General features: G+C 43.2%; 18 protein-coding genes. 5 read left to right on the top strand and 13 right to left on the bottom strand.

What is annotated here, in order from left to right; genetic code table 11:
• Positions 1-18 precede the first annotated feature (18 nt).
• A complete protein-coding gene (gene hflX, locus IE130_RS04970) occupies positions 19-1,524 on the bottom strand; it encodes a ribosome rescue GTPase HflX (RefSeq protein WP_189582663.1) in 1,506 nt (501 codons plus the stop codon).
• Positions 1,525-1,847: 323 nt separating this feature from the next.
• Here hflX and IE130_RS04965 point away from each other — a divergent pair, with 323 nt between their 5' ends.
• Positions 1,848-2,648 carry a lysophospholipid acyltransferase family protein gene (locus tag IE130_RS04965; protein ID WP_189582659.1) on the top strand — a complete coding sequence of 267 codons (801 nt, stop codon included), beginning with the start codon at positions 1,848-1,850 and terminating at the stop codon, positions 2,646-2,648.
• Positions 2,649-2,782: 134 nt separating this feature from the next.
• Here the strand turns inward: IE130_RS04965 and IE130_RS04960 are convergent, their stop codons facing one another.
• Complete coding sequence (locus tag IE130_RS04960; RefSeq protein ID WP_189582657.1) at positions 2,783-3,823, bottom strand: aldo/keto reductase; 1,041 nt, start codon at positions 3,821-3,823, stop codon at positions 2,783-2,785.
• Positions 3,824-3,871: 48 nt separating this feature from the next.
• On the bottom strand, positions 3,872-4,369 hold the full coding sequence (locus IE130_RS04955) for an FKBP-type peptidyl-prolyl cis-trans isomerase (RefSeq protein WP_189582654.1): 498 nt from the start codon (positions 4,367-4,369) through the stop codon (positions 3,872-3,874).
• 335 nt (positions 4,370-4,704) lie between these two features.
• Between IE130_RS04955 and IE130_RS04950 the strand changes: the two genes are divergently transcribed.
• Both IE130_RS04950 and IE130_RS04945 read left to right on the top strand, forming a co-directional pair.
• Positions 4,705-5,022 (top strand): hypothetical protein, encoded by a 318-nt coding sequence (locus IE130_RS04950; RefSeq protein WP_010201751.1) that lies wholly within the window; start codon positions 4,705-4,707, stop codon positions 5,020-5,022.
• Between the two features lie 152 nt (positions 5,023-5,174).
• Positions 5,175-5,840, top strand: coding sequence for a DUF1294 domain-containing protein (locus IE130_RS04945; protein ID WP_227676136.1), 666 nt, complete (start codon positions 5,175-5,177; stop codon positions 5,838-5,840).
• An 87-nt stretch (positions 5,841-5,927) separates the two neighbouring features.
• On the opposite strand, the gene lspA is transcribed toward IE130_RS04945, so the two are convergent.
• The 4 genes from lspA to IE130_RS04925 form a co-directional block, all read right to left on the bottom strand.
• The gene (lspA, locus tag IE130_RS04940) at positions 5,928-6,578 is read right to left on the bottom strand and encodes a signal peptidase II (RefSeq protein ID WP_189582649.1); all 651 of its coding nucleotides are present in this window, start codon (positions 6,576-6,578) and stop codon (positions 5,928-5,930) included.
• On the bottom strand, positions 6,571-9,432 hold the full coding sequence (ileS, locus tag IE130_RS04935; RefSeq protein ID WP_189582646.1) for an isoleucine--tRNA ligase: 2,862 nt from the start codon (positions 9,430-9,432) through the stop codon (positions 6,571-6,573). The genes lspA and ileS overlap by 8 nt, the downstream gene beginning before the upstream one ends.
• 430 nt (positions 9,433-9,862) lie before the next feature.
• The gene (locus IE130_RS04930; protein ID WP_189582643.1) at positions 9,863-10,414 is read right to left on the bottom strand and encodes a protein disulfide oxidoreductase; all 552 of its coding nucleotides are present in this window, start codon (positions 10,412-10,414) and stop codon (positions 9,863-9,865) included.
• A 120-nt stretch (positions 10,415-10,534) separates the two neighbouring features.
• Entirely contained in the window at positions 10,535-12,172 is a 1,638-nt protein-coding gene (locus IE130_RS04925) for a carbon-nitrogen hydrolase family protein (RefSeq protein WP_189582640.1), read from the bottom strand.
• A 772-nt stretch (positions 12,173-12,944) separates the two neighbouring features.
• Here IE130_RS04925 and IE130_RS04920 point away from each other — a divergent pair.
• Positions 12,945-13,571 carry a BLUF domain-containing protein gene (locus IE130_RS04920; protein WP_189582637.1) on the top strand — a complete coding sequence of 209 codons (627 nt, stop codon included), beginning with the start codon at positions 12,945-12,947 and terminating at the stop codon, positions 13,569-13,571.
• Between the two features lie 86 nt (positions 13,572-13,657).
• Here IE130_RS04920 and IE130_RS04915 read toward each other — a convergent pair whose 3' ends face one another.
• Positions 13,658-15,100 carry a D-2-hydroxyglutarate dehydrogenase gene (locus IE130_RS04915; RefSeq protein WP_189582634.1) on the bottom strand — a complete coding sequence of 481 codons (1,443 nt, stop codon included), beginning with the start codon at positions 15,098-15,100 and terminating at the stop codon, positions 13,658-13,660.
• A gap of 336 nt (positions 15,101-15,436) precedes the next feature.
• Between IE130_RS04915 and serA the strand changes: the two genes are divergently transcribed.
• Positions 15,437-16,663, top strand: coding sequence for a phosphoglycerate dehydrogenase (gene serA / locus IE130_RS04910; RefSeq protein WP_189582631.1), 1,227 nt, complete (start codon positions 15,437-15,439; stop codon positions 16,661-16,663).
• Between the two features lie 288 nt (positions 16,664-16,951).
• Here the strand turns inward: serA and trhO are convergent, their stop codons facing one another.
• From trhO to metX, 5 genes are all read right to left on the bottom strand, one after another.
• Positions 16,952-18,040 (bottom strand): oxygen-dependent tRNA uridine(34) hydroxylase TrhO, encoded by a 1,089-nt coding sequence (gene trhO, locus IE130_RS04905; RefSeq protein ID WP_227676135.1) that lies wholly within the window; start codon positions 18,038-18,040, stop codon positions 16,952-16,954.
• A 266-nt stretch (positions 18,041-18,306) separates the two neighbouring features.
• Positions 18,307-19,653, bottom strand: a complete 1,347-nt coding sequence (locus IE130_RS04900; protein ID WP_189582628.1) for an AbiH family protein — start codon at positions 19,651-19,653, stop codon at positions 18,307-18,309.
• Positions 19,654-19,825: 172 nt separating this feature from the next.
• A complete protein-coding gene (locus IE130_RS04895) occupies positions 19,826-20,407 on the bottom strand; it encodes a tetratricopeptide repeat protein (RefSeq protein WP_010201739.1) in 582 nt (193 codons plus the stop codon).
• 402 nt (positions 20,408-20,809) lie between these two features.
• Positions 20,810-21,427, bottom strand: coding sequence for a methionine biosynthesis protein MetW (gene metW / locus IE130_RS04890; protein ID WP_010201738.1), 618 nt, complete (start codon positions 21,425-21,427; stop codon positions 20,810-20,812).
• The gene (gene metX / locus IE130_RS04885; protein ID WP_189584051.1) at positions 21,424-22,944 is read right to left on the bottom strand and encodes a homoserine O-acetyltransferase MetX; all 1,521 of its coding nucleotides are present in this window, start codon (positions 22,942-22,944) and stop codon (positions 21,424-21,426) included. Before metX ends, metW begins: the two co-directional genes overlap by 4 nt.
• Between the last annotated feature and the right edge of the window lie 114 nt (positions 22,945-23,058).

Raw genomic sequence — 23,058 nt, 5'->3', positions numbered from 1 at the left:
TACACCCAAATTTTACGCTTATTTTTCTTCTGATGTCTCTGAGTGCAATGTTTCTGAGTGCAATGTTTCTGAGTGCAATGTTTCTGAGTGCAATGTCTCAGAGCTCAACGTCTCAGAGTTAAGGGCATCAAAATCATCAAAAGCTTGTTCTTCTGCTTTCGTCATAAGTTGGTCTTCGTCTTCATCTTCATCAGGCTGCTCGAACTCTTCAAGGACTGGCATCAGTAGCGTGGCTTGTGCTAATGGCAATACATCTAGAGGATTCAAGTCGGCTTGACCAAGGAGCTGTCTGAGTCTGTCACTTGGCAAACGAATGGTCAAGCATTCATGACCTGTATCATCGTAGCTTTCTTCTAAAATGACGCCCAGCTCATACAAGGTGCTTTTGAATTGACCTGCATTATAAGGAAGGGTTAAATCAAAGGTTGTTAAAGCACCAGTCAGTAGCTGTTGCACAGCAAGTGACAACCCTTCCATGCCTAGGTTCTCTCTAGAGGAAACATAGACGCGGTTAGGTTGACCTTCGCTAGCATAACCGATATGGGCGGGCTCATCCGTCAAATCAATCTTATTGTAGACATTGAGTACCGGCACATCATTGTCAATCTCTGCCAGTACATCTTTGACTGCTTGAATTTGCTCGTGCATATCTTCACTAGAAGAGTCGATGACGTGTAGCAATAAATCTGCCTCTAATGTCTCTTCTAACGTTGCATGAAAAGACTCGACTAGCTCATGCGGTAGATGACGGACGAAACCAACCGTGTCGACCAAGACCACGCGCCCAACACCCTGCCAGTCTAGACGGCGCAAAGTCGGATCGAGCGTGGCAAATAATTTATCCGCCGCATAGATGTTTTCATCGACTAAGCGATTAAACAATGTGGATTTACCCGCATTGGTATAACCGACGAGTGAAATAGTCGGCACGTCTGATTTTTGCCGACGTGCTCGACCTTGAGCGCGTGTTTGGCGCACTTTTTCCAGTTTGCTTTTTAGCTGATTCACACGAGTCTGTAATAAGCGACGATCGGTCTCAAGTTGGGTTTCACCGGGTCCGCGCAGACCGATACCACCTTTTTGACGTTCCAAATGCGTCCAACCACGTACCAAACGTGTCGATAAATGGTTTAGCTGCGCCAGCTCTACTTGTAGCTTACCTTCATAGGTACGCGCACGCTGTGCAAAAATGTCCAAAATCAGACCAGTACGATCCAGTACGCGACATTGCACCAAGGCTTCGATATTACGCTCTTGAGATGGCGATAAGCTGTGGTTAAAAAGGACGATATCAGCGTCATGCTCGCGCACCAATTCTGCTATTTCTGCTGCTTTGCCGCTACCGACGAAGTATTTGGCATCGGGTCTTTGGCGTGAGCCTGTGACCAACGCCAAACGATCAGCCCCTGCTGAGTCTGCTAATAGCTCAAATTCACCTAGATCGTCAGGATCTTGAATTTGGCGGATGTCTAAATGTACTATAATGGCGCGTTCGCCACCTTCATGTCTTTCAAAATAATCCAAAGAGTATCACCTATTAATAAAGTAAATAAATCGCTATTATCAATTTAGTAAGCTTTGATTCAGTAAGCTTTGATATAACGTTCAGATGGTTGTCTATATGTGGTCTTATCACTTGATATTAAAGCGTATTGGCATAATTAGCGATGATTTTATGTTACAGCATTTATGGTGGCTGATTTTCTATAAATCTGCTTCATTACCCATTTGTATAAAAGTAAACACTCACTGAGTGAACAAGCTATCACTGAGTGACAGAACTTTGTTATACTTAGCTCGTTTTTTTAACTATCTAAAAACCAAACATTCAATCATGAGGGACGAAGATGAGCCAAGCTAAGTCAGGCTTTTCACTCAAACAACAATGGGGTCGCGGTAAACAAATCGCGGGAATGACCACGACGATCGCTGGTGGTCTTAGGGCTGCTCAGCGTATTGGCGCATTTAAGCAGCCACCACGCGAAAAACTGCCACGCTACATTCAAGTATTTTGTCGTAAGATGGCAGGCTCCTTTGGGGTCAAGGTCGTTGAAGTTGAGCCAGTGCAACAGCATCATGGTCTATGGGTATCCAATCATGTGTCATGGATGGATATTCCGGTCGTGGGCACGGTGAGTCCTGCCTTTTTCTTATCCAAAGCCGAAATCGGTGAGTGGCCAGTATTTGGCAAGCTGGCTCATGCGGCAGGTACGGTATTTATTGAGCGTGGTTCCGGTGATGCAGGCTCGGTGGCAGCGCAGATTGCTAGCTTTTTAGCAAAAGGATTTTCGGTGATATTTTTCCCAGAAGCGACGACTACCGATGGTAAAAAAATCAAACGTATTCATGGGACATTGCTACAAGCAGCGATAGAAGCAGACGTTCCGGTTCGCCCCATCGTTATCGCTTATGTCAATAAAGACGGTACATTAAGCGAAGCACTGCCATATTATGGCAAGCTGACGATGAAGGACAGCATGAAAAAAGTGCTTGATAGCAAAGACGTAACCGCTTATGTATTGCCATTAGCGCCGATAGATCCAGCAGGCTGTAGCAAAAGCGAGCTGACCAATGTATTGCAGTCACGTATGCAAGAGGGGTTGGCTGAACTACATTCAAGAGTACTTAACGTACCAGCTAAAGACTAAATATTTGCAATTGAAGTAATAGTCAAAAAAAGGGCGCAAATCGCAGTGATAATGCTAGCGATTTGCGCCCTTTTTGGTGGGAGCTTCAATAGAGCCTACTTAATTTAATCCACTACGCTCTGATAGATGGCAGATTATGGTGATGGATTAGGCTGTTGTGTATGTACGGCTTCAATTGCTTCCAATACGTCTGCTGTCAGCTCGACATTAACACTATCAATGTTGGATTTGAGCTGCTCGGTAGTCGTTGCCCCAATGATATTGCTGGTGACAAAGTGACGAGAGTTGACGAAAGCCAATGACATCTGTGCCATGTCCAAACCTGCATCAGCGGCTATCTTGGCATATTGCTCAGTGGCTGATTTGGCTTGTTCGTTTACGTAGCGCCCAAAACGGTCGTACATAGTCAGACGTGCGCCAGTCGGACGTTTGCCATCGAGATATTTACCAGATAACACACCAAAACCAAGCGGTGAATAAGCAAGCAGACCCACGTTTTCACGATGTGCAATCTCTGCCATGTTGACTTCATATAAGCGGTTCAGCAGGCTATAGGGATTTTGCACAGTGATGGGGGCAATCAAGCCGTTTTTATCTGCTTCCCATAGGTAGCGCATCAGACCCCACGCAGTATCATTCGATAGCCCATAAGCACGAATACGGCCTTTTTTGATCTCATCATTTAACGCTTGAATGGTCTCTAAAAAAGGCGTTAAATCGTCTAGTGACTGCGCTGCCATCTCTTCAGTATAACCGCGCTGACCGAAGAAATTCGCTTGGCGTTCAGGCCAGTGCAGTTGATAAATATCAATATAGTCGGTTTGCAAACGCTCAAGATTGCCATCAATGGCGCTGCTGATTTGCTCAGCATTAAAGCGTGTTTGCCCGTCGCGTAAAAAATCCATCGGTGACATTTTGCTGGCAAGAATAACTTTGTCACGCTGTTTGGTTTTGCTAAACCATGTGCCCATAAAGCGTTCGGTATCGCCCTGCTTGTCTTTGTCCGGCGGCGATGGATACATTTCTGCCGTATCCCAAAAGTTCACCCCTTCGCTTAGCGCCATGTCCATCTGCTCATGCGCTTGGGTCTCATCATTCTGTTGTCCCCAGGTCATCGTACCTAGACAGATTTTGGAAACGTCTTCATTAATTTGTGGCAGTTTTTGATATTGCATTTTTTATCCTTATCGTTCATTCAACAGAGTATTTTTAAATGAATTGTTTTACATGAGCTTTATGCCCGTTACACCGGGCGGTGTTACTTTAAAGATTTTTACTTTAAACAATACAGCTTGCCCAGCGAGTGGATGATTGAAGTCCACTTCGACTTGGTCATCATCGATGGCACTGATGGTACCGGGTAGGGTATTTTTGCCTTTATCTTCAAATTCTATCATCATACCAATTTCTGGATTATCAGCGACCAGCGCGAACTGAGGGCGGCTAAAATGCTGAATATTGTCAGGATTCCAATCACCAAATGCTTGCTCTGGATCAAGGTGGGCAGAGCGTGTGTCACCCGCACGCAGGTTCATTAATACTTGCTCAAAACCCGGTAGTAAGCTCTCGTCACCAATGGTTAGCGTCACAGGCGCATCGCGGCTAAAGGTAGAGTCAATCATCGTACCGTTTTCTAATGATACTTCAAAATGCAGCTTTACGAGACTGCCAAAAGTGATGCGCGTGTCTTCATTGGGGTTGATAAATTGTGAGTCGGTCATAGTCATGTTTCTTTTATTAAATAGGATTTAGAGGGTTAATCATAATAGAGAGTTTAGCATAGCCCATATACTAGAGACCTTGAGGTGATAGATATGTCCTAGAAGATCTTTATCAGATATTACTAATATTTAGATAAATCTACTAGATATATCTTTCTAAAAAATTAATAAATACAATGATTTAGTACCACAACAAAAAAATATAGATAATTAGATCCTTTCAGGAGTGAAATTAAGTTGACATTATCTTTCTTAATGTATATAAATGTAAACTTAATTTAAGCAACGTAACTTATCTATTAATAATTGTAAGTTAGACAACTTCTGAGAAGATTATGAAAAAAGCTATTTTAGTGATTGGTGTATTTGCATTATTAGCACAAGGTTGTGCGACTCCACATGTCGTACAGACTAAGAAAGTAAGTGATGTTAATTTATCATGCCAACAAATTCTTAGCGAAATTGAAGAAGCTGAACAGTTTGAAAAAGAAGCGCGTGCTGAGCGTAAAGTGACTGGTAAAAATGTAGCTGCTGCCGTATTGTTTTGGCCAGCATTGATTGGAACTTATTCTAATACAGAAGAGGCCATTGAAGCAGCTAAAGAACGCCGCGAAAACTTGACTAGACTCTATGAGCAGAAAAAATGCCGTTAGTATTTTAACATCGTATTAATGCATTTTTATGGATGTTAAAAAGCTAAGAGTAAAGCTCTTAGCTTTTTTTATGAGTTCGAAAAAGTTATATAATAGTTGTAAATAATCATTAAGGTCAAAAATATATAGTCATGAGAACTAAGCAGATAAGCGTGAGACAGCAAGGCCACATTAAAAAGTGGCAAGATGATAAAGGCTTTGGCTTTATCGACACTGAGCAGGGTGATTCAGTATTCTTTCATATCAATGAATTTAAAGCGCGCCGTCGCCCTGAATTGGGTGAGCAAGTCGTCTTTACGCTGGGGCAAGATAGCCAAGGACGGATGCAGGCAAAAGATGTGCAAGAGCTGAGCTTTGTGCAACAGAAAATGGCACAAAAAAATCAGCAAATCCGTCATCGTAATGTAAAGCGTAGTCATCAAGCGGAATTTGAAGCAGGACAGAAAAAACGCTTGTTCCTTGGTGTGGGATTTTATGGGGTATTAATCTTATTAGCGGCCATGAATAAGCTAAGCTGGTTGGTCGTGGGTTGGTATGTAGCTTTGGGTTTGATTACTTATATGATGTATGCCAAAGACAAAGCCGCTGCGCAAAGTGGTGATTGGCGCACGCCTGAGTCTACTTTGCATCTACTCAGTGCATTGGGTGGTTGGGTAGGAGCAATGGTCGCACAGACTTACTTGCGGCATAAATCACAAAAACCTGAGTTTCGCATGGCGTATTATTTGACCGTGGTGATTAACATGGCAGGGTTATTGTTTTTATTGGCAGGTGGTGGTTTAGAAACTTTGAAAGAATTGCTTGATTCTCTGATCTAAAAAAGATGGCTAACAAACAACAAAAAAGGTGGGTTACTTATTCGTAACCCACCTTGTAAATCTAAAAACTATGTACGATTGTAAGCGCTAAACCTCACGCTTCTTTTCTAAAAATAGCATATCGATGACAATCATCGCGACACCGATACTGATGCCCATATCCGCGATGTTAAATATCGGATAATGCCAAACGTCAGCATTGTGTACATGAATGAAGTCGATCACGTGACCATGTAGCAGACGATCTATTAAGTTACCAACTGCACCGCCAAGCACTAAAGCCAGTCCAAGCGATAATAGCGTGGCTTTACGAGGTGCTTTAATCAGATAGATGATTAAAAACAGCGACATGATTAGAGCAAGTCCCGAAAAAAACCACTTCTGCCAACCGCCTGCATCCGCCAAAAAGCTAAAAGCAGCGCCATAATTGTATGCTAAAGTCCAATTAAGAAACGGTTCGATAACAGGCACTGGCTCATGGAAAGTCAGGTTGGTCTCAGCCAGCCACTTCGTCCACTGATCGATGATAAGTACAACCAGTGACACCAAATACCACATAAAAGCACGACTGCCATTAGCAATCATCTTTGGTGCTTTAGTCAAGCGACTTCTCGGTGTCGTTGAACTGCCCGTTGTTGCATGGGCAGGGGTTGGTGAGTGGTCGACCTTAGACTGCGGCTGCTTGTCTTCAGGTGACTCTGATTGGTTGGGCGCTGAGTTAGGTGTCGGATTAGGCATAGTGGCGCACCTCGCCGTTACCCGTCACATTAGTGACGCAGCGGGCACATAGTTCAGGGTGTGTGGCATCTGTACCAATGTCGTTACGGATATGCCAGCAGCGCACGCATTTGGTGCCCGTCGCGGCGCTAACATTGACCACTAAGTCTGCCGTTTCTTTGGTGCTGCTTTCAGCTTGCTCTGTGGCGTCATTCTTAGCAGCAGCAGGAGCATCACTCATTGGTTTTAATGTTGCGCTACTAGTAATTAGTACAAAACGTAGCTCTTCGCCAAGCTTGGCTAAGCTTTCATGCATCGCACCGTCAGCATATAAATCAACATCAGCAGATAAGTTAGCATTAATGATTTTTTCACCGCGTGCGGTTTCGATATGCTTATTCACCATATCTTTGGCTAGCATGATACGTTGCCAATCATCAGTACTGATCGCGCTTAGCTCAAACTCTGGGAAGGTATACCATTCTTCGGTAAACACATAGCCTGCTTCATTGCCGTTTTTACCTTCTAACACTTCCCACGCTTCTTGGGCGGTGAACGACAAAATCGGCGTAATCCAGCGAATCAACGCTTGGGCGATATGATAAATAGCCGTTTGCGCAGAGCGACGCGGCTGTCCATCAGTCTGGGTGGTGTACTGACGATCTTTAATAATATCTAAGTAGAAGCTGCCTAAGTCTTGCGAGCAAAACGCGGCAATAAGCTGAGTGACTTGGTGGAAGTCCATTGCATCATAGGCGTCGATGATTTGTGCTTGCACCGTTTGCGTACGCTCAATGATAAACTTATCAAGGCTGACCAGCTCATTGATATCAATGCTGTTGGTTGCTGGATCAAAGTCATCGGTATTGGCAAGCAAGAAACGCAAGGTATTCCGGATACGGCGATACATGTCGATTGCGCCTTTAAAGACCGTTTTGCCTGCACTCATCTCATAACGATAATCGCTCGACGCAATCCACAAGCGCAGCATATCCGCACCTGTTTTGTTAATCTCTTCTTGTGGCGTGATGATATTGCCCAGTGATTTACTCATCTTGCGACCGTTTTCATCGACCACAAAACCATGGGTCAGTACTTGCTTAAACGGTGGACGCTCGTACATGGCCTCAGAGGTTAATAACGACGTCTGGAACCAACCACGATGTTGGTCAGAGCCTTCTAGGTACAGATCAGCAGGATTGGTCAATTCATCGCGTTGCTCCAGTACGGCAAAATGCGTCGTACCTGAGTCAAACCAAACATCTAATGTGTCAGTCGCTTTGTCATAGTCAGCCGCTTCTGCACCTAAGAAGTCTTCACAGCTGGCATCAAACCAAGCTTCCACACCGCCTGCCTCAATTTTTTGCGCGGCAGTTTCCATGAGTTCAAGCGTGTTTGGATGTAGTTTACCCGTTTCTTTATGAGTGAAAAAGGCAATCGGTACGCCCCATGTACGCTGGCGTGAAATACACCAATCTGGGCGACCCGTCATCATTGATTCAATGCGGTTCTGTCCCCATGCTGGCGTCCAATTGACTGCTGGAATATCGGCAAGCGCGCGCTCACGTAAACCTTTGGTTTCCATACTAATAAACCACTGCGGCGTGGCGCGGAAGATAATCGGTGATTTATGACGCCAGCAATGCGGATAGCTGTGCTCAATCTTGGTATGGCTAACGAGATGACCGTTGTCATGTAGGGCAGCGATGATTTTTGGATTGGCTTTATAAATATGCTCGCCTGCAAATACCGCTGCGCTGTCTAAATAGACGCCCGTACCGCTTACTGGGTTTTCAACTGGTAAATCATATTTCAGACCAACGATATAATCGTCGAGACCGTGACCCGGTGCGGTATGGACTAAGCCAGTACCGCTATCCGTGGTTACGTGATCGCCTAAGATAAGTGGCACTTGACGGTCTACAATCAGTGGATGCTGGGCGCGTAGACCTTCAAGCTCACGTCCGGATACAGTTGCCAATACACCTTCATTGCTAAGTTTAAACTCAGTCAGTGCGCTTTCAACCAAATCAGTCGCTAATAAGAAGTTGCCTTTTTCAGTCGCCACCACACTATAGTCATGCTCAGGATGTACGGCGATGGCTTGGTTAGCTGGTAACGTCCAAGGCGTCGTCGTCCAAATGACCGCTGCGATATTGCCATCAATCTCGCTCAATGCGGCAACCTTTTGCGTATCAAGCACATCAAAACTGACATAGATCGCATCAGAGACTTTGTCTTGGTATTCCACTTCGGCCTCAGCCAGCGCAGAGCTACAGTCCAAGCACCAGTTGACTGGTTTCATACCGCGAGTGACATGACCATTGTCATGGATTTTGGCCAGTGCGCGTACGATGTTGGCTTCTTGATGGAAGTTCATCGTTAAATAAGGATTGTCCCAATCACCAAACACACCCAGACGTTTAAAGTCTGCCTTTTGTAGCTCAATCTGCGTGCTTGCATATTCGCGGCACAGACCACGGAATTCAGTCGCAGAGACTTTTTGACCGACTTTGCCAACCTTGGCTTCGACCTTTTGCTCGATAGGCAGACCATGACAATCCCAACCGGGCACATAAGGTGCATCAAAGCCTGATAAGGTTTTTGACTTTACGATAATGTCTTTAAGCACTTTATTGACTGCATGACCTAAGTGAATTTGACCGTTGGCGTAAGGAGGGCCATCGTGCAAGATATATTTGGTCGCACCTGTACGCGCCTTGCGAATTTTGCCGTACACGTCATCCGCTTCCCACGCAGCCAGCCAATCTGGCTCACGTTTGGCAAGGTTTGCGCGCATGGCAAAGGGCGTATCGGCAAGATTTAGCGTGTCTTTATAGTCTTGGCTTGGCGTATCAGTACTTTTATCAGTCATAGAAGGTGTCTTTTTAAAAAGTAGGTTAAAAGATAGGTTAAAAAGTGACTAAAAAATTGATGTAAAGTCAGGTGTGAAATTTAAGCTTAACGTTAAATATAATATGGGGTCAAATATTTGATAATCGATACTCGTTTTTTGTCTTAGACAACGTTGCTTACAATAGGTTGCTTGTGAATAGTTACGTCCATAATAAATACTAACGGGACGATTGCAACAAAAAATGCATTTATCAGAATAATTAGTCTAGCACCGATGATAACGGCAGCTATTATATGACAAAACGGGAAGGGTAAAAAGAGCTGGTCAGTATCGTCCTGTTTTTAGCCAAAACCAATCATTTATGTCAGCATAAATACTTTGCTCATTAAATCATAGGTCTGGCAAGTTTGATTGCCTACTTATTGAATGATGCCTAATTGGCGTAGGTCTAAAAAACGGAGGATAACCACAAGCGCAATTTAAGCGACCAGAGTGGTTGAATACCTGTCAATCCTTGCGTCATCTCGCCATCTTTTAAGATGATATAAGAAGGCGTGACTTGCCCTTGCCAATCAGCAAATATCTCTCCTTCTTGATCATTGACCGTGGTAAAGCGATAACTGTTTTCATTAAGGTAGCGGTGCAGCTCTTGATCAGTGCCTGATTTAATGGCAACCGTAACGACCGGATAATCATTTGCGGCGGCAAGTTTGTTTATGGTTGGCGAGGTGAAACTACAGACTGAACACCACGTACCCCAAAAATATACCAGCGTCGGCTTCTCCTGACTCAGTGCCGCTAAATCAACCGTTTGTCCTTGGTAGTCTATCAATTGCAATTGTGGGTTGGCTGGCATGACGGGTTGTCGCCACCAATTGATGGCGATATAAATAACGGCAAACATCAAACCATATATCAGCAGGGTTTTAACTATAGAAAGCACTTTTTGCTTTGGTGTCTTCTTAAAACTATCTTTTTTACTTGTGAGATCAGTCGTCATAATGGCTGCATTTTTGCTCTAAATGTGTTTGATAGATAAAAATAAACGGCTGAAATGTCAGCCGTATTACTCATCAACTTTATGTAACTTTTTTTAGTGGTTACTTTTTAAGATAACCGATTAAGGCTTCTGTGCACGATTTTGCAATGGATCACCAATGAGCACACTGCCTGAGTTTTCACGGCGCTCTTCGTCGGTTAATTTGCTCGCTGGAATCTTGGCTTTTCGTTTCCATTTTAAGCTAAACAAATCATCACGGCGGTCAATCAGGTTATGTACCGAGCCTTCGTTACGGACGTGAGTCAGCTTATCTAAGTTCACATCTGAGAAAAAGATCATCTCAGTGTTTGCTGTTGTTTCGGCCATAATCGCATCATGCGGAAAAGCAAAGTCTGACGGTGAAAAAATCGATGACTGTGCATACTGAATATCTAAGCTCTCAACTTGCGGTAAGTTGCCTACTGAGCCGCAAATCATGACATAGCATTCGTTTTCAATGGCTCGCGCTTGGGCACAGTGGCGCACACGTAAATAGCCGTTTTTGGTATCTGTCCAGAAAGGTACAAACAAAATATCCATATCGTCAAGCGCCAGTAAGCGCGCAAGCTCAGGAAACTCAACGTCATAACAGACCAAGATACCAATACGACCGGCATCCGTGTCAAATACTTTGACCTCGTCACCACCTTCGATCACCCAAGCGCTACGCTCATGCGGCGTAATATGGATTTTGCGCTGCTCTTCGACCGTACCATCGCGGCGACACAAATAGCTGACATTGTATAATGTATCGTTTTCGTCTATTAACGGCATGGAGCCGACAATAACGTTGACGTTATAACTGACTGCCAGATGCGAGACTTCGTTTTTGAACCATTCGGTGTAACCGGCCAAAAAGCGAATCGCGATGTTTTGATCGGTGGATTCACACAGACCCATTAATGGCGCGTTAAAGAACTCTGGTAAGCAAGCAAAGTCTGAATTGTAATCGGCCATGACATCGACAAAGAATTCTACTTGTTGCAAGAGCTCCTCAGGCGATTCAACTTCACGCATTTGCCACTGGATACCACCGATACGCACTTCTGACTTACGGGTATTCGGCTTATAATCTTGCGGTTCATAATAAATATTGGCCCACTCAAGTAGCGTAGCAAAGCCTTTAGATTGGGCATCATCTGGCAGATAAGCGGTCAAAATACGCTTAACGATAAAACCGTTGGATAGCTGAAAGGAAAGGGCAGAGTCATGGATTTCACGTGATTCGACCGCATCGATATACTCACCAGGGGTTAAATCTTTGTGATTGTAGTAATTAGGAATGCGGCCTCCAGCCAAGATAGCTCGGAAGTTCAGCTGGCGGCACAGCTCTTTACGCGCATCATAAAGACGACGACCCAAACGGTAGCCACGATACTCAGGGTCAATCAGCGCATCCAAGCCATAAATAGCATCACCTTCTGGATTGTCTCTAATGATTTCTTTGTGCCCAATCAAATCATCATAGGTATGCGGATTCGAGAACTTGGCATAGTCCACGCGCATAGAGAGAACGATACCGATCAGCTGATCATGATCAAACATTGCAATCTGCCCTTCAGGAAAGGCATCAATCAAGGTATGAATAGTGGTCTTTGACCATGCACCGCCCAAATTTACATAAACACGGTCCATCAATGCTTTCAACTGCGGATAATCTTTTTTCTTGATCTCAGCAATCGTGAGGTGAAAGTCGTCTATTTTTTCGATTTTACTCATAAGGTTCCTGTCTGCGGTGTTAATGAATATCGTAAAATTAATGCGTTGTGCGGTATAGTATCTGATGTAGTGTCTATAGCTATATATAGACCTAAAGATTTTTGTGTAACAAAAGCGATAAAAATATTCCAATACGCTTATATAATCGTTACAATAATTTATCTTTTTATTTACAATGAGTTATAGCAATTACATATCATATAAAAGTTTTAATGAGGGCTTTAACAGGTTTGCAAGTGTCTACATTTAAGAAGACTGACCTTGTTAGTAGCTGAATCAATCGTACTTGCATGAATAGCATCTGTTCTAATAGTACCTAGGGCGTGTCATCAATTAGCACATGGATACATTTAGTGGTCTTAAAATGGTTAAATTTTGCCAAACATCGTCAGAAACTTTGTCAATATGTTCATATTTACGGCAATTTCTTCCTTGTTTGGCTGCAATTTTCCTCATTTTAAGCCTCACAATCTAAATGAGGATACGCCCTAGTCTAATAATTAGTATCTAATCTAACAGTCTCTAATATAACAGCATCGAAATTCTGTAGCGTCTCCTATTACTTTTGGCTTCGCTTATTCATCATGGCTTGGCTTATTACTTTATATTTCGATAGTTATCATACCAATGTAGCGGGTCAATGACAGTCCCGCGTAGTAAATATTTGCTACGTTTTTGTGAATCGATGTCCCTGTCTTTGCTTGGTCTGAACGTGGTTTTTGTTTTACTTACTTCATTTTGCGGTCTATAGGCGGCTTTTTAGGATTATTTTATGGCACCCTTGACACATACGGTCGACCCTCTAGAAACAGTAGAGGATTCAGCATTGGTTCAATTGGTGTATGTCAGTAGTATCACCCTCAGCACGCGCTTAAAAGCCTCAATATTTGATGAAGTAGAAGGTCATGCTCGGGACTATAATGAACAGCATGGTATTACGGGTACTTTATGTTATGGCAATGGTCACTTCTTACAATGTATTGAAGGTGAAAAATCAAACGTGCTGGCTTTGCAAAAGCGTATTTTTGCCGATAGTCGTCATAAAAATGTGCAAGTCTTGCTATTACAAGTGATCGATCAGCGTAGCTTTGCTGATTGGCGTATGCGCCTGCTATTTTTGGAGCGTTGGTTGTGGTCGCCAGCGACCAAGAAGCAAGCCATGCAGTTGTCGCCTTTTTTACCGTTTGCCCCGCATGGCTGGACCTCGAAGCGTACGGAGCAATTTTTGCAGATTATCAAAACGTTTGATAGCCCGCCACATATAAAAGCCGCTGGCATTACTTATAATGCACTGGGCAATATGTTTCGTCATATCGCGGCACCGCATCAGGCCTTTTTAATCGTTCAAGGCTTTTTGAGTATGTTGCTGGTAGTAGCGCTGATACTGTTGTATTTATAAATTATAAGTTTTATAGCTGAGCTAAAAAAGACGCTAACTTTTGAGTTTAGCGTCTTTTTATTTGAGGTAAGCGATTAAAATACCAATCACATATCAAAAATCTTACCACGGTTCATAATGTTATTGGGATCAAAAACTTTTTTGACCTCCCGTAAGTAATCAATCTCAGTCTCGCTGCGGCTGTAGTGTAAATAAGGCTTTTTGGTCATGCCCACGCCATGCTCAGCAGAGACTGATCCGCCATACTTCTGTACCGTCTCAAACACGTGTTTGTTGACGATCTGACACTCTGCAAAAAAATCATCTTTGCTCATATTTTCAGGTTTTAGAATATTCAGATGCAAATTGCCATCGCCGATATGACCGAACCAGCACACTTCAAAGTCAGGATAGTTACTGCTGACAATGTGATCAATCTTGGTGATAAATTCAGGCACATGGCTTATCAGTACAGAGACATCATTTTTATAAGGGGTAAATACTGAGATAGTCTCAGAGATATACTCACGCAATTTCCACAGCTCTTCAGCCTGCGCGAGACTTTGACTCATCACCCCATCGACGACCCAACCTTGCTCCATACAATGCTCAAATATCGCCATCGCCTTATCCATGATAGGCTCGTACGGTGCTTCAAACTCTAATAGTGTATAAAACTTGGTACGCGACTCAAACGGCTCTTGTACTTGACCATGCGCCATTAGCTTATCAATCGCCACGTCATCAAAGAACTCAAATGCCGTTAAATCAATCTGCGCTTGAAAGGCAGACAATACATTCATAACATCGTTAAAGCTGTCCATACCGAGCACCATGACGTTTAAGTCTTGTGGCTGACGCTCAAGCTTGATCTGTGCATGGGTGACAAACCCTAGCGTGCCTTCGCTACCGATAAATAATTGGCGCAGATCATAACCCGTGGCGTTCTTTACCATACCGCGATTGAGGTGCAAGATATCACCTTTACCAGTGACCACAGTCAGCCCCATGATCCATTGACGGGTCATGCCATAACGAATCACTTTGATACCGCCAGCATTGGTGCCGATATTGCCACCGATTTGACTTGAGCCTGCTGAGGCAAAATCGACAGGGTAGTAGAGGTCTTTTGATTCAGCGAACTGTTGCAACTGCTGAGTGACAACACCTGCTTCAATCTCGATCATGCGATCCGCAGGATAAAACTGTCCGATACGGTTCATCTTATCCATACTAACGACGATTTCACCATTAGCAGCCACGGCGCCAGCTGATAGACCAGTACGACCGCCACTTGGAGTCAGAACAACGTTGTGCTCGTTGGCAAGGAGTACGATAGATTGCACTTGCTCGGTGGTTTTTGGAAAGACGATGGCGGCAGCGGCAGGCGCAAAATGCTTGGTCCAGTCCTTGCCCCAATGTTCTAAGCTCTCAGCGTCGGTTTTGATTTGGCTGGCATCAAACTCATGAGTATCAATTAAAGTACTCAAAATAGCTTGGACGGCAGCTGTATTGGTTTCGGGTGTAGGCTGAGCGGTAGTTGGCGTCATGGTAAAATCTCAATATTAGCGTAAACACGATGCTGGGGTTGACTATTATATAACGAAATATCTCTAAATTCAGTGATCAGTCAGCTCGTGATGGTAATAAGTAGGTGATAATCTGTCTATATGGCAGGTTGTAAATCACAAAAAAATGGTCTGGTCAGTTTCAAACAGAATGATTCACTATAGCATAAAAATTTTTCAGGCTTGATAACCAATAATTCATCTAATCTCCTAACATCGACGTCGAATTTTGTGTAAGATATCGGGACTGTTTTCGTTTCATCCCTCAGACTTATCCCACTGATGATTTTTATAAGACAATTATAGGACAGTTCTCATATGGCGTTATCACTACAGAAAGATAAAATACGTTTTTTATTGCTTGAAGGTCTACATGCCAATGCTCTAAAAGTATTGGAAGGTGCTGGCTATCATAACATCGAAAATATCAGTCACGCGCTGGATCAAGATGAGCTGATCGAAAAGATTAAAGACGCTCACTTTATTGGTATTCGCTCGCGCACGCAGCTGACTCGTGAAGTACTTGAGCATGCGCACAAGCTGATCGGTATTGGTTGCTTCTGTATCGGTACCAACCAAGTAGACTTAGAAGCCGCTCGTGAACTGGGTATTCCAGTCTTTAACGCCCCATACTCAAATACCCGCTCGGTGGCTGAACTGGTATTGGCCGAAGCTATTATGCTGTATCGCGGCATTCCTGAAAAGAATGCGACTGTGCATCGCGGCGGTTGGGGTAAGTCTGCCACCAACTCGCATGAAGTGCGTGGTAAGACCATCGGTATCGTCGGTTACGGCTCTATCGGCTCACAACTGTCAGTATTGGCAGAAAGCTTCGGCATGAAAGTCATTTATCATGATGCTGTCACCAAGTTGCCATTAGGTAATGCGGTACAAGTGGGAAGTTTAGAGGAGCTGTTATCAACTGCCGACATCGTGACCTTGCATGTACCTGATGTCCCAAGCACACGCTATATGATGAAAGCTGAACAATTCGCTCAAATGAAAGAAGGCAGTTACTTTATCAATGCTGCACGTGGTACGTGCGTCGAAATTGACGACCTAGCTGCTGTGCTTGAGTCTGGTAAAATCTTGGGCGCGGCGATTGACGTGTTTCCAAAAGAGCCAAAATCTGCTGACCAAGAGTTTGAGTCACCACTACGTAAATTTGACAATGTTATCTTGACCCCGCATATCGGTGGTTCAACTCAAGAAGCGCAGGCTAATATTGGTTTGGAAGTAGCGGATAAATTCGTCAGATACTCTGATCAAGGTGATACGGCGACCGCTGTTAACTTCCCAGAAGTGTCTGTTCCATTCAAAGAAAACTCGCATCGTCTGCTGCACATTCACAAAAACGTACCGGGCGTACTGTCACAGATTAACCGCTTGTTTGCTGAAGCGCATATCAACATCTTGGCACAGAGTTTAATGACGGAAGGCGATGTCGGCTATCTGGTCATGGATGTCGATTACAATGATTCGACCGCTGCGTTAGATCAGCTGAAAGACGTAGAAGAGACGATTCGCGTGCGTATCTTATTCTAGAGTGACGTTTATGTCGTAACTTTACAGTTATAGACAGTAAGCACAAAAAAGAGAGGCTCTATTAATTAGAGCCTCTCTTTTTTTATACACCTTCAAAGTCTAGGACGTGTCTTCATTTCAAAAATGGCGATAAAAATGAGATAAATTGCCGTCAAACAAGAAAAATAGCGCAGATAATATCGGGATATTAACCAGCTATTTGACGATGTTTGGCAAGATTTAGCCATTTTTAGCCCATTTAGACGACTATCGAGTGAATTGAAGACAGGCCCTAATTAAGATATCGATTTATTTGGCTTTGTTGTGATTGGCTTCTTCCGCTTGGCGGCGGGCTTCTATCTTAGCCATTTTACGCTTTTCTATGACATCCATCACGTCACTACCGATATGCGCTTCGCCGCGCTTTTGTGCCAGCTGCATTTGATGCTCACGCTCACGGAATCGCGCTTTTTGCTCATCGGTTGCCTTCTCAATACAATGCGGGCATGACTCACCTTTGATATAGGCGGAGCTTTGCATATCATCTTGAGTAATGGGCATACGGCAAGCGAAGCATTGCTCATAGCTGCCTTTTTCTAAATTGTGATTGACCGACACGCGATTGTCAAAGACGAAGCAATCGCCTTCCCACATAGAGTCGCTGGCAGGTACTTCTTCTAGATATTTTAGGATGCCGCCTTCTAGATGATAAACCTCTTCAAATCCTTGCTCTCGTAAGTAGGCAGTAGATTTCTCACAGCGAATACCACCCGTACAGAACATCGCAACTTTTTTATGCTTCGCTGGGTCAAGCTCTTTTGCTACATACTCTGGGAACTCACGGAAGGTTTCCGTATTCGGGTTGACCGCATTTTGAAACGTACCGATTTGCACCTCATAATCGTTACGCGTATCGATGAGCATAACCTCAGGATCAGAGATTAGCGCATTCCAGTCGCTTGGTTTTACATAACGACCGACCGACTGCAAAGGATCGATATTTTCGACACCCATGGTGACGATTTCTTTTTTGAGCTTCACCTTAGTACGATAAAAAGGCTGAGCATCAGTATAAGATTCTTTAAAGGTAAAACTGCCAATCGCTTCGATACTACGCAGGTAATCAAGAACGGTGTCAATACTTTGGCGCGTGCCAGAAATCGTCCCGTTAATGCCTTCAGCGGCAATCAACAAAGTGCCTTTGACGTCATTATCGAGCATAGTGTTTAGGATAGGCTCACGATATTGCTCAAAGTCAGCAAAGCGCGTGAACTTATAAAGGGCAGCAACGACGATATTATTGGTGACGCTATCATAAACGGGGGCTGACTTGTCATCAGTTACCGTGCCGTCTTGGATGCTACTGTTTTTGGTAACGCTATCTTGAGTGGTGCTCATGTGTTTCTCCTGCTGGCTAGGTCGCAAACCTAGTGCGTTGGGTTAACAGTCTTATTCTAATAAACACGCTATGGTGTCATCCTCGCTTGATGTACTTTGGGTACAATCTGTGCTCGGCTTCCTTATATCGCATTCATTTGAAATAGACTTTGTTAGTTTAGAATGAGGTATAACACTAGCCCTATTGTGGGATTAGCTAATGCGCGAGTAGTGTAGCAAATATTAGGGAAGTTTTGAATAGTTTATAATGTAAGAATATCAGCAGACTAATTGAAGATTGGTCTAAACGTTTCTTTTGGACTAGATACAGTTTTTGAGAATTCGCTGGCACTATTATCAAGATAATTATTATCGAAATTTAGGCTATGTATGTCAGGTGTTTGGATAAACTCTAACCATTTATTTTTCATCCAAGTTTCAACGAGATCTTTACCTAATATATGTATTAGATTGGATAATTGAGCATGCGGTTCAGAATAATAATAAACAATGACTCTTACAGAGAATTTTTCACTCTGATTAAATGAAAAGATTTCATGAATATAATCACTATCGGAAGAGTCTAAAGAATGTCCCCAAATATAAATCTCAATAGGGTGGTACTTAGTTAGACTTTGGTTTTTCATGTTTTTTTCTAACGCTGTAACTGGAGAGTCAGACTTGAGAAATTGATAATCAGTATTATTAACAAGCTTTTGATAGTACTTAACAAATCCATAAGCTTTATTGTCCATAAGAACTTGATTTTTGAGTTCAGAGATGCCTAAAACGATTTTCTTATCAGATTTTCCATGTATAAAATTGATATTAGAATGGCTATACAAACGTTCAATAGTAGATGAGTAATTGAAGCTATAAATAGCATCCAAATCTTTTTCAAAAATTTCTGGCTTTTTTAAAGCATTTTTTACTTCTAATTTATCAACAAGGGCAATGTACTCAGAAAATATTTTTATAAAATGTACTAAGTGTTTTTCTAACGTTTTTATTATATTAGAGTGGTGTATATCTACAGGGTTACCTAAATAGTACTTAACAAAAGATTTGTTGAAAATTAGATGATTTCCATACTGTGTGAAGCCCCTTTTTGCAATAGCAAAACTTGTAATGAAATCATCAATGAAGGGATAATTTCTATTGACATTATTGTTAAATAAATTTTCATGTAGAACTAACTTGTCACTGCTTCTCAATCTGTAAAGGTTTTTCGTATCATTTTTCGTATCGTTTTTTGTTTCAGATATGATATAACAAATAGCATCTAAAGATAGTTCCATTGAATTCTCAAAGTCAATCCAAGTATCAATCCCACTATCAATATAACTTTTAAAGTACTGAAACCAACCATTGTTCTTCAATTTTTTTCTAAGCTCGTTGACCTCTGGGAGTGATAACGTAATATCCTGAGTTTTATAAAGCTTAGCAGTATTATCAAAAAAGTAATTCTCACTACTTAGCAAATCTGTATATAAATCCTCAAAACCCATTGGATCATCTTTATTGTAGTTTTCCACATTACGCATGGCATGCATAAAATGATCATATTTGGTCGGTAAGAAATGGGCTAAGTCAAAGCCATTGCCTAGTATAAGTATTTTAGCCGTTCCGCTCATAATGCTACCCTTACAATTACTATATTTTTGAAAATCACTGTTCTGATAATAGCAAATTTTAGTACACTAAATTTTATTTTACCGAAGTAATACCCATTTTCTATAGACAACAAAAAAGCCCAGTAAAATACTGAGCTTTTTTTATATTCACTGTGTAAGGCAAAATTAAATATTACTTACTCTGAAACCAAGTATCGGCTTTGCTACGGGCACTAGCAATATCTGAGCTTGATAAGTTCAATGCCAACTGACCGATTTTACCGCGTGCTTTGTTACGTACTTTTTCATCTAGCATGCCATCACGGGCAGCCAAGTCGTACCATTTATAAGCATCGACCAAATTCTTTTGCTTCTCATCTAACAGTGCAAGAGTATAGCTGGCACGGTTATCGCCACGCATCGCCGCTTTCTCTAACCAAACTTTCGCTTGTTGCAAGTTAGGCTGCACACCTTCACCGCGTAAGTACATGATGGCAAGATTCAACTGAGCAGGGGCAACGCCTTGCTGAGCCGCTTTGGTATACCATTGGATGGCTTGCTGGGTGTTTTGGGCAATGCCTTCACCTTTTTGCAAACGTTTGGCTAAGTAAAACTGAGCGTGATCGTTGCCTTGGGCAGCACGATTAGACAATTCACTGACAGGCATTAGCTCAAAACGTGAGGTATCAAGTGGCACGTTTGATATTAACTCAGCGTTGGCAAGGCCGGCACAAGAAAACAAGGCAGTGAACAACGCAGCTTTTAATAATTTCATAGCAGCTCCAAAATTAGGCAGTTAATAGGCAAAAAGAGTTGTACCGCTAAACATTGTCTCGCTAAAGACAGTTAGGCGGTGATAACAATTAGGTGAAATCTTGCGATATAAACCTACCTAATTATTAGCAATATAATTAATCGTTGAGTGTCGCAATCACCGTTAGTCGGACCGATAAACGGTCGAAATCAGGGTGCGGTTGACACTATTTTGCTAGCTTAACACCCAAACTTACGAAACTCAAATACTAATTACACGATTTAATCCTCAACACTACCTTAGCGTCCTCAACAAAATCATAGAGTTACTAAGAGGTAATAAAGAATTAACAATGTATTAAGGTTAAAAAGGTGTTTATTAGCCATCACTAGATAGCTTAAAAGGAAGTGGAATTGCCTATGACTATACGGGTTTTTGTTTGGTCACGCGGTAAATAGCGACGTCTGCCAGTAGATTTGGCGCTTGGCGTATCAATGCTTTCATGAGCGGTGTGTGACCTTTTTCCGAATCACTAACGGCGAAGCGGTTAATAATATGAATGTCATGCTTGGCACAAAGCTGCTCAAAGTCTTTAAAGGTACATAGATGAATATTTGGCGTGTTATACCATTCATAAGGCAGCGCTTCTGAAACGGGCATCATGCCTTTAAGCCCTAAATGCAGCCGGTTTTGCCAATGGGCAAAGTTAGGGAAGGTGATAACTGCTTCGCGGGCAACTCGCAGCATATCGAGCAAGAGCACATCTGGTGACTTGACCGCTTGCAGGGCACGTGCCATGACGACGGTATCGAAGCTATCATCAGCGAAACGCGCGAGACCATCGTTCAGATCTTGCTCGATGATGGACAACCCTTTGGCGATACCATCATTGATTTTTTCTTCGTCAATCTCAAGCCCATATCCCGTCACGCCGCGATTTTGTTGTAAGTGCGCGAGCAATTCACCATTGCCACAGCCTAAGTCTAGTACATGGGACTGCGGGGCAATCCAACGCTCAGCCAATTGATGATCCATTCTCATGAGTGCTCTCCAGTTTTCTGATGGCTGTTTTTCGACTGACTATTTTTTGACTGGCTGTCCGTGATGAATGGCGCGGTCAAAAATCCTCTGACGGCACCCATATAACGGGGGATATCGAATAAGAAGGAATCGTGACCATGCGGTGCATCGACATTGATATAGTTGACGGGTTTACCAGTCGCCATTAAGGCATCGACAATCTCTTGCGAACGCTCAGGGGCAAAGCGCCAATCGGTGGTAAACGACACCACTAAGTACTGACACTGAGTGTGGGCGAAGGCCGCTTTGAGCGCCGCTAATTCTTGCTGACGATCAATTTCATTGTCAGTTTGAGCGTCATTGTCATTGTCGGTTTCATTATCAGTTTTTAAGTTGTGAGTAGGTAAGTCATCTGCAAGCTCATATTCAGCGGATTTTTCGGTCGCATTTTCGGTCGTTTCGACAGACGCCGCGATTGAGGCCTCAAGTAGCGCTACTGACTCCGACGGATTTGTAGAGTCTACTGATGGTGCTATTGACTGGGTTGATGGCTGTACGGATGATTGTACTGACAGATAGCCACGCGTTGGGTCAAAATAGTCTAACGCTTTGGTCATAAGCAAATAAGTATTGGCATCGAAGTTTTCGCTAAAGCGCTCGCCTTGGTAGCGTAGATAGCTCTCAACCTGAAACTCGACATCATAGCCATACATAAATTTGCCAGATTTTAAATCACGACCGAATTTAGCTTTCATCGCATCATCGGTCAAATAGGTGATATGACCAACCATCCGTGCGAGGATTAGTCCGCGACGAGGGTAGGTGCCAGCTTGTAAATAGCGCCCGTCTTTAAAATCCGGATCGGACAGAATGGACTGCCGCGCCACTTCATTAAAGGCAATGTTTTGTGCGGAGAGCTTCGGTGTGCTGGCGATGACAACACAGCGTTTCAGCCTATCAGGGTAATCGACCGACCATTGCAGCGCCTGCATACCGCCCATAGAGCCACCGACGATAGCATGCCAAACATCGATACCGAGACGATCTGAGAGCATGGCTTGGGTTTTGACCCAGTCTTTGATGGTGACTAACGGAAAGTCAGGGCCGTAAACTTCTGATGCGCTAGCGTTGTCTGCTTTTTCTGAATCGATGCTGTTTGGCTTGACACTATTTGAATTAATACTGTCTGGATTAATCGTCGTTGGACCCGTCGAGCCAAAGCAGCTGCCGATATTATTGAGGCACACCACATAAAATTGATTGGTATCGATGGCCTTATTAGGGCCAATCATATTGTCCCACCAGCCTGCCTTTTTATCATCGGCACTGTACCTGCCTGCCGCATGATGATTACCAGATAAGGCGTGACAAATTAATATCGCATTTGATTTATCGCTATTGAGAGTGCCATAAGTCTCTACCATCAAGTCAAACGAGGGCAAGGTTCGATTGCACTCCAAGGTCAAGGGTTCAGCGAAATGGAAGTTCTGTGGTGTGACGATTCCAACTGAGCCAACGGTATCGACTGAGCTATCCACATGAGCGTGATCTTTTGGGGAGTGGTCACTGGTAGTACTATCAGGACGTGCGTTCAAAGCTACCTCGCAAGACGACAATTATCAATAAAAAATAGGACGGCAATATGCTTGCCT

Origin of the sequence: Psychrobacter glaciei (assembly GCF_014652895.1) — a bacterium.
Classification (GTDB): Bacteria; Pseudomonadota; Gammaproteobacteria; order Pseudomonadales; family Moraxellaceae; genus Psychrobacter; species Psychrobacter glaciei.
Note: the sequence above shows the minus strand (reverse complement) of the source record. Positions and strands in the feature narration are given on the sequence as shown.

Coding starts and splice junctions, on each gene's coding strand:
- IE130_RS04965 (WP_189582659.1), top strand. CDS start 1,848: ATGAGCCAAGCTAAGTCAGGCTTTTCACTCAAACAACAATGGGGTCGC.
- IE130_RS04960 (WP_189582657.1), bottom strand. CDS start 3,823: ATGCAATATCAAAAACTGCCACAAATTAATGAAGACGTTTCCAAAATC.
- IE130_RS04955 (WP_189582654.1), bottom strand. CDS start 4,369: ATGACCGACTCACAATTTATCAACCCCAATGAAGACACGCGCATCACT.
- IE130_RS04950 (WP_010201751.1), top strand. CDS start 4,705: ATGAAAAAAGCTATTTTAGTGATTGGTGTATTTGCATTATTAGCACAA.
- lspA (WP_189582649.1), bottom strand. CDS start 6,578: ATGCCTAATCCGACACCTAACTCAGCGCCCAACCAATCAGAGTCACCT.
- ileS (WP_189582646.1), bottom strand. CDS start 9,432: ATGACTGATAAAAGTACTGATACGCCAAGCCAAGACTATAAAGACACG.
- IE130_RS04930 (WP_189582643.1), bottom strand. CDS start 10,414: ATGACGACTGATCTCACAAGTAAAAAAGATAGTTTTAAGAAGACACCA.
- IE130_RS04925 (WP_189582640.1), bottom strand. CDS start 12,172: ATGAGTAAAATCGAAAAAATAGACGACTTTCACCTCACGATTGCTGAG.
- IE130_RS04920 (WP_189582637.1), top strand. CDS start 12,945: ATGGCACCCTTGACACATACGGTCGACCCTCTAGAAACAGTAGAGGAT.
- IE130_RS04915 (WP_189582634.1), bottom strand. CDS start 15,100: ATGACGCCAACTACCGCTCAGCCTACACCCGAAACCAATACAGCTGCC.
- serA (WP_189582631.1), top strand. CDS start 15,437: ATGGCGTTATCACTACAGAAAGATAAAATACGTTTTTTATTGCTTGAA.
- trhO (WP_227676135.1), bottom strand. CDS start 18,040: ATGAGCACCACTCAAGATAGCGTTACCAAAAACAGTAGCATCCAAGAC.
- IE130_RS04900 (WP_189582628.1), bottom strand. CDS start 19,653: ATGAGCGGAACGGCTAAAATACTTATACTAGGCAATGGCTTTGACTTA.
- IE130_RS04895 (WP_010201739.1), bottom strand. CDS start 20,407: ATGAAATTATTAAAAGCTGCGTTGTTCACTGCCTTGTTTTCTTGTGCC.
- metW (WP_010201738.1), bottom strand. CDS start 21,427: ATGAGAATGGATCATCAATTGGCTGAGCGTTGGATTGCCCCGCAGTCC.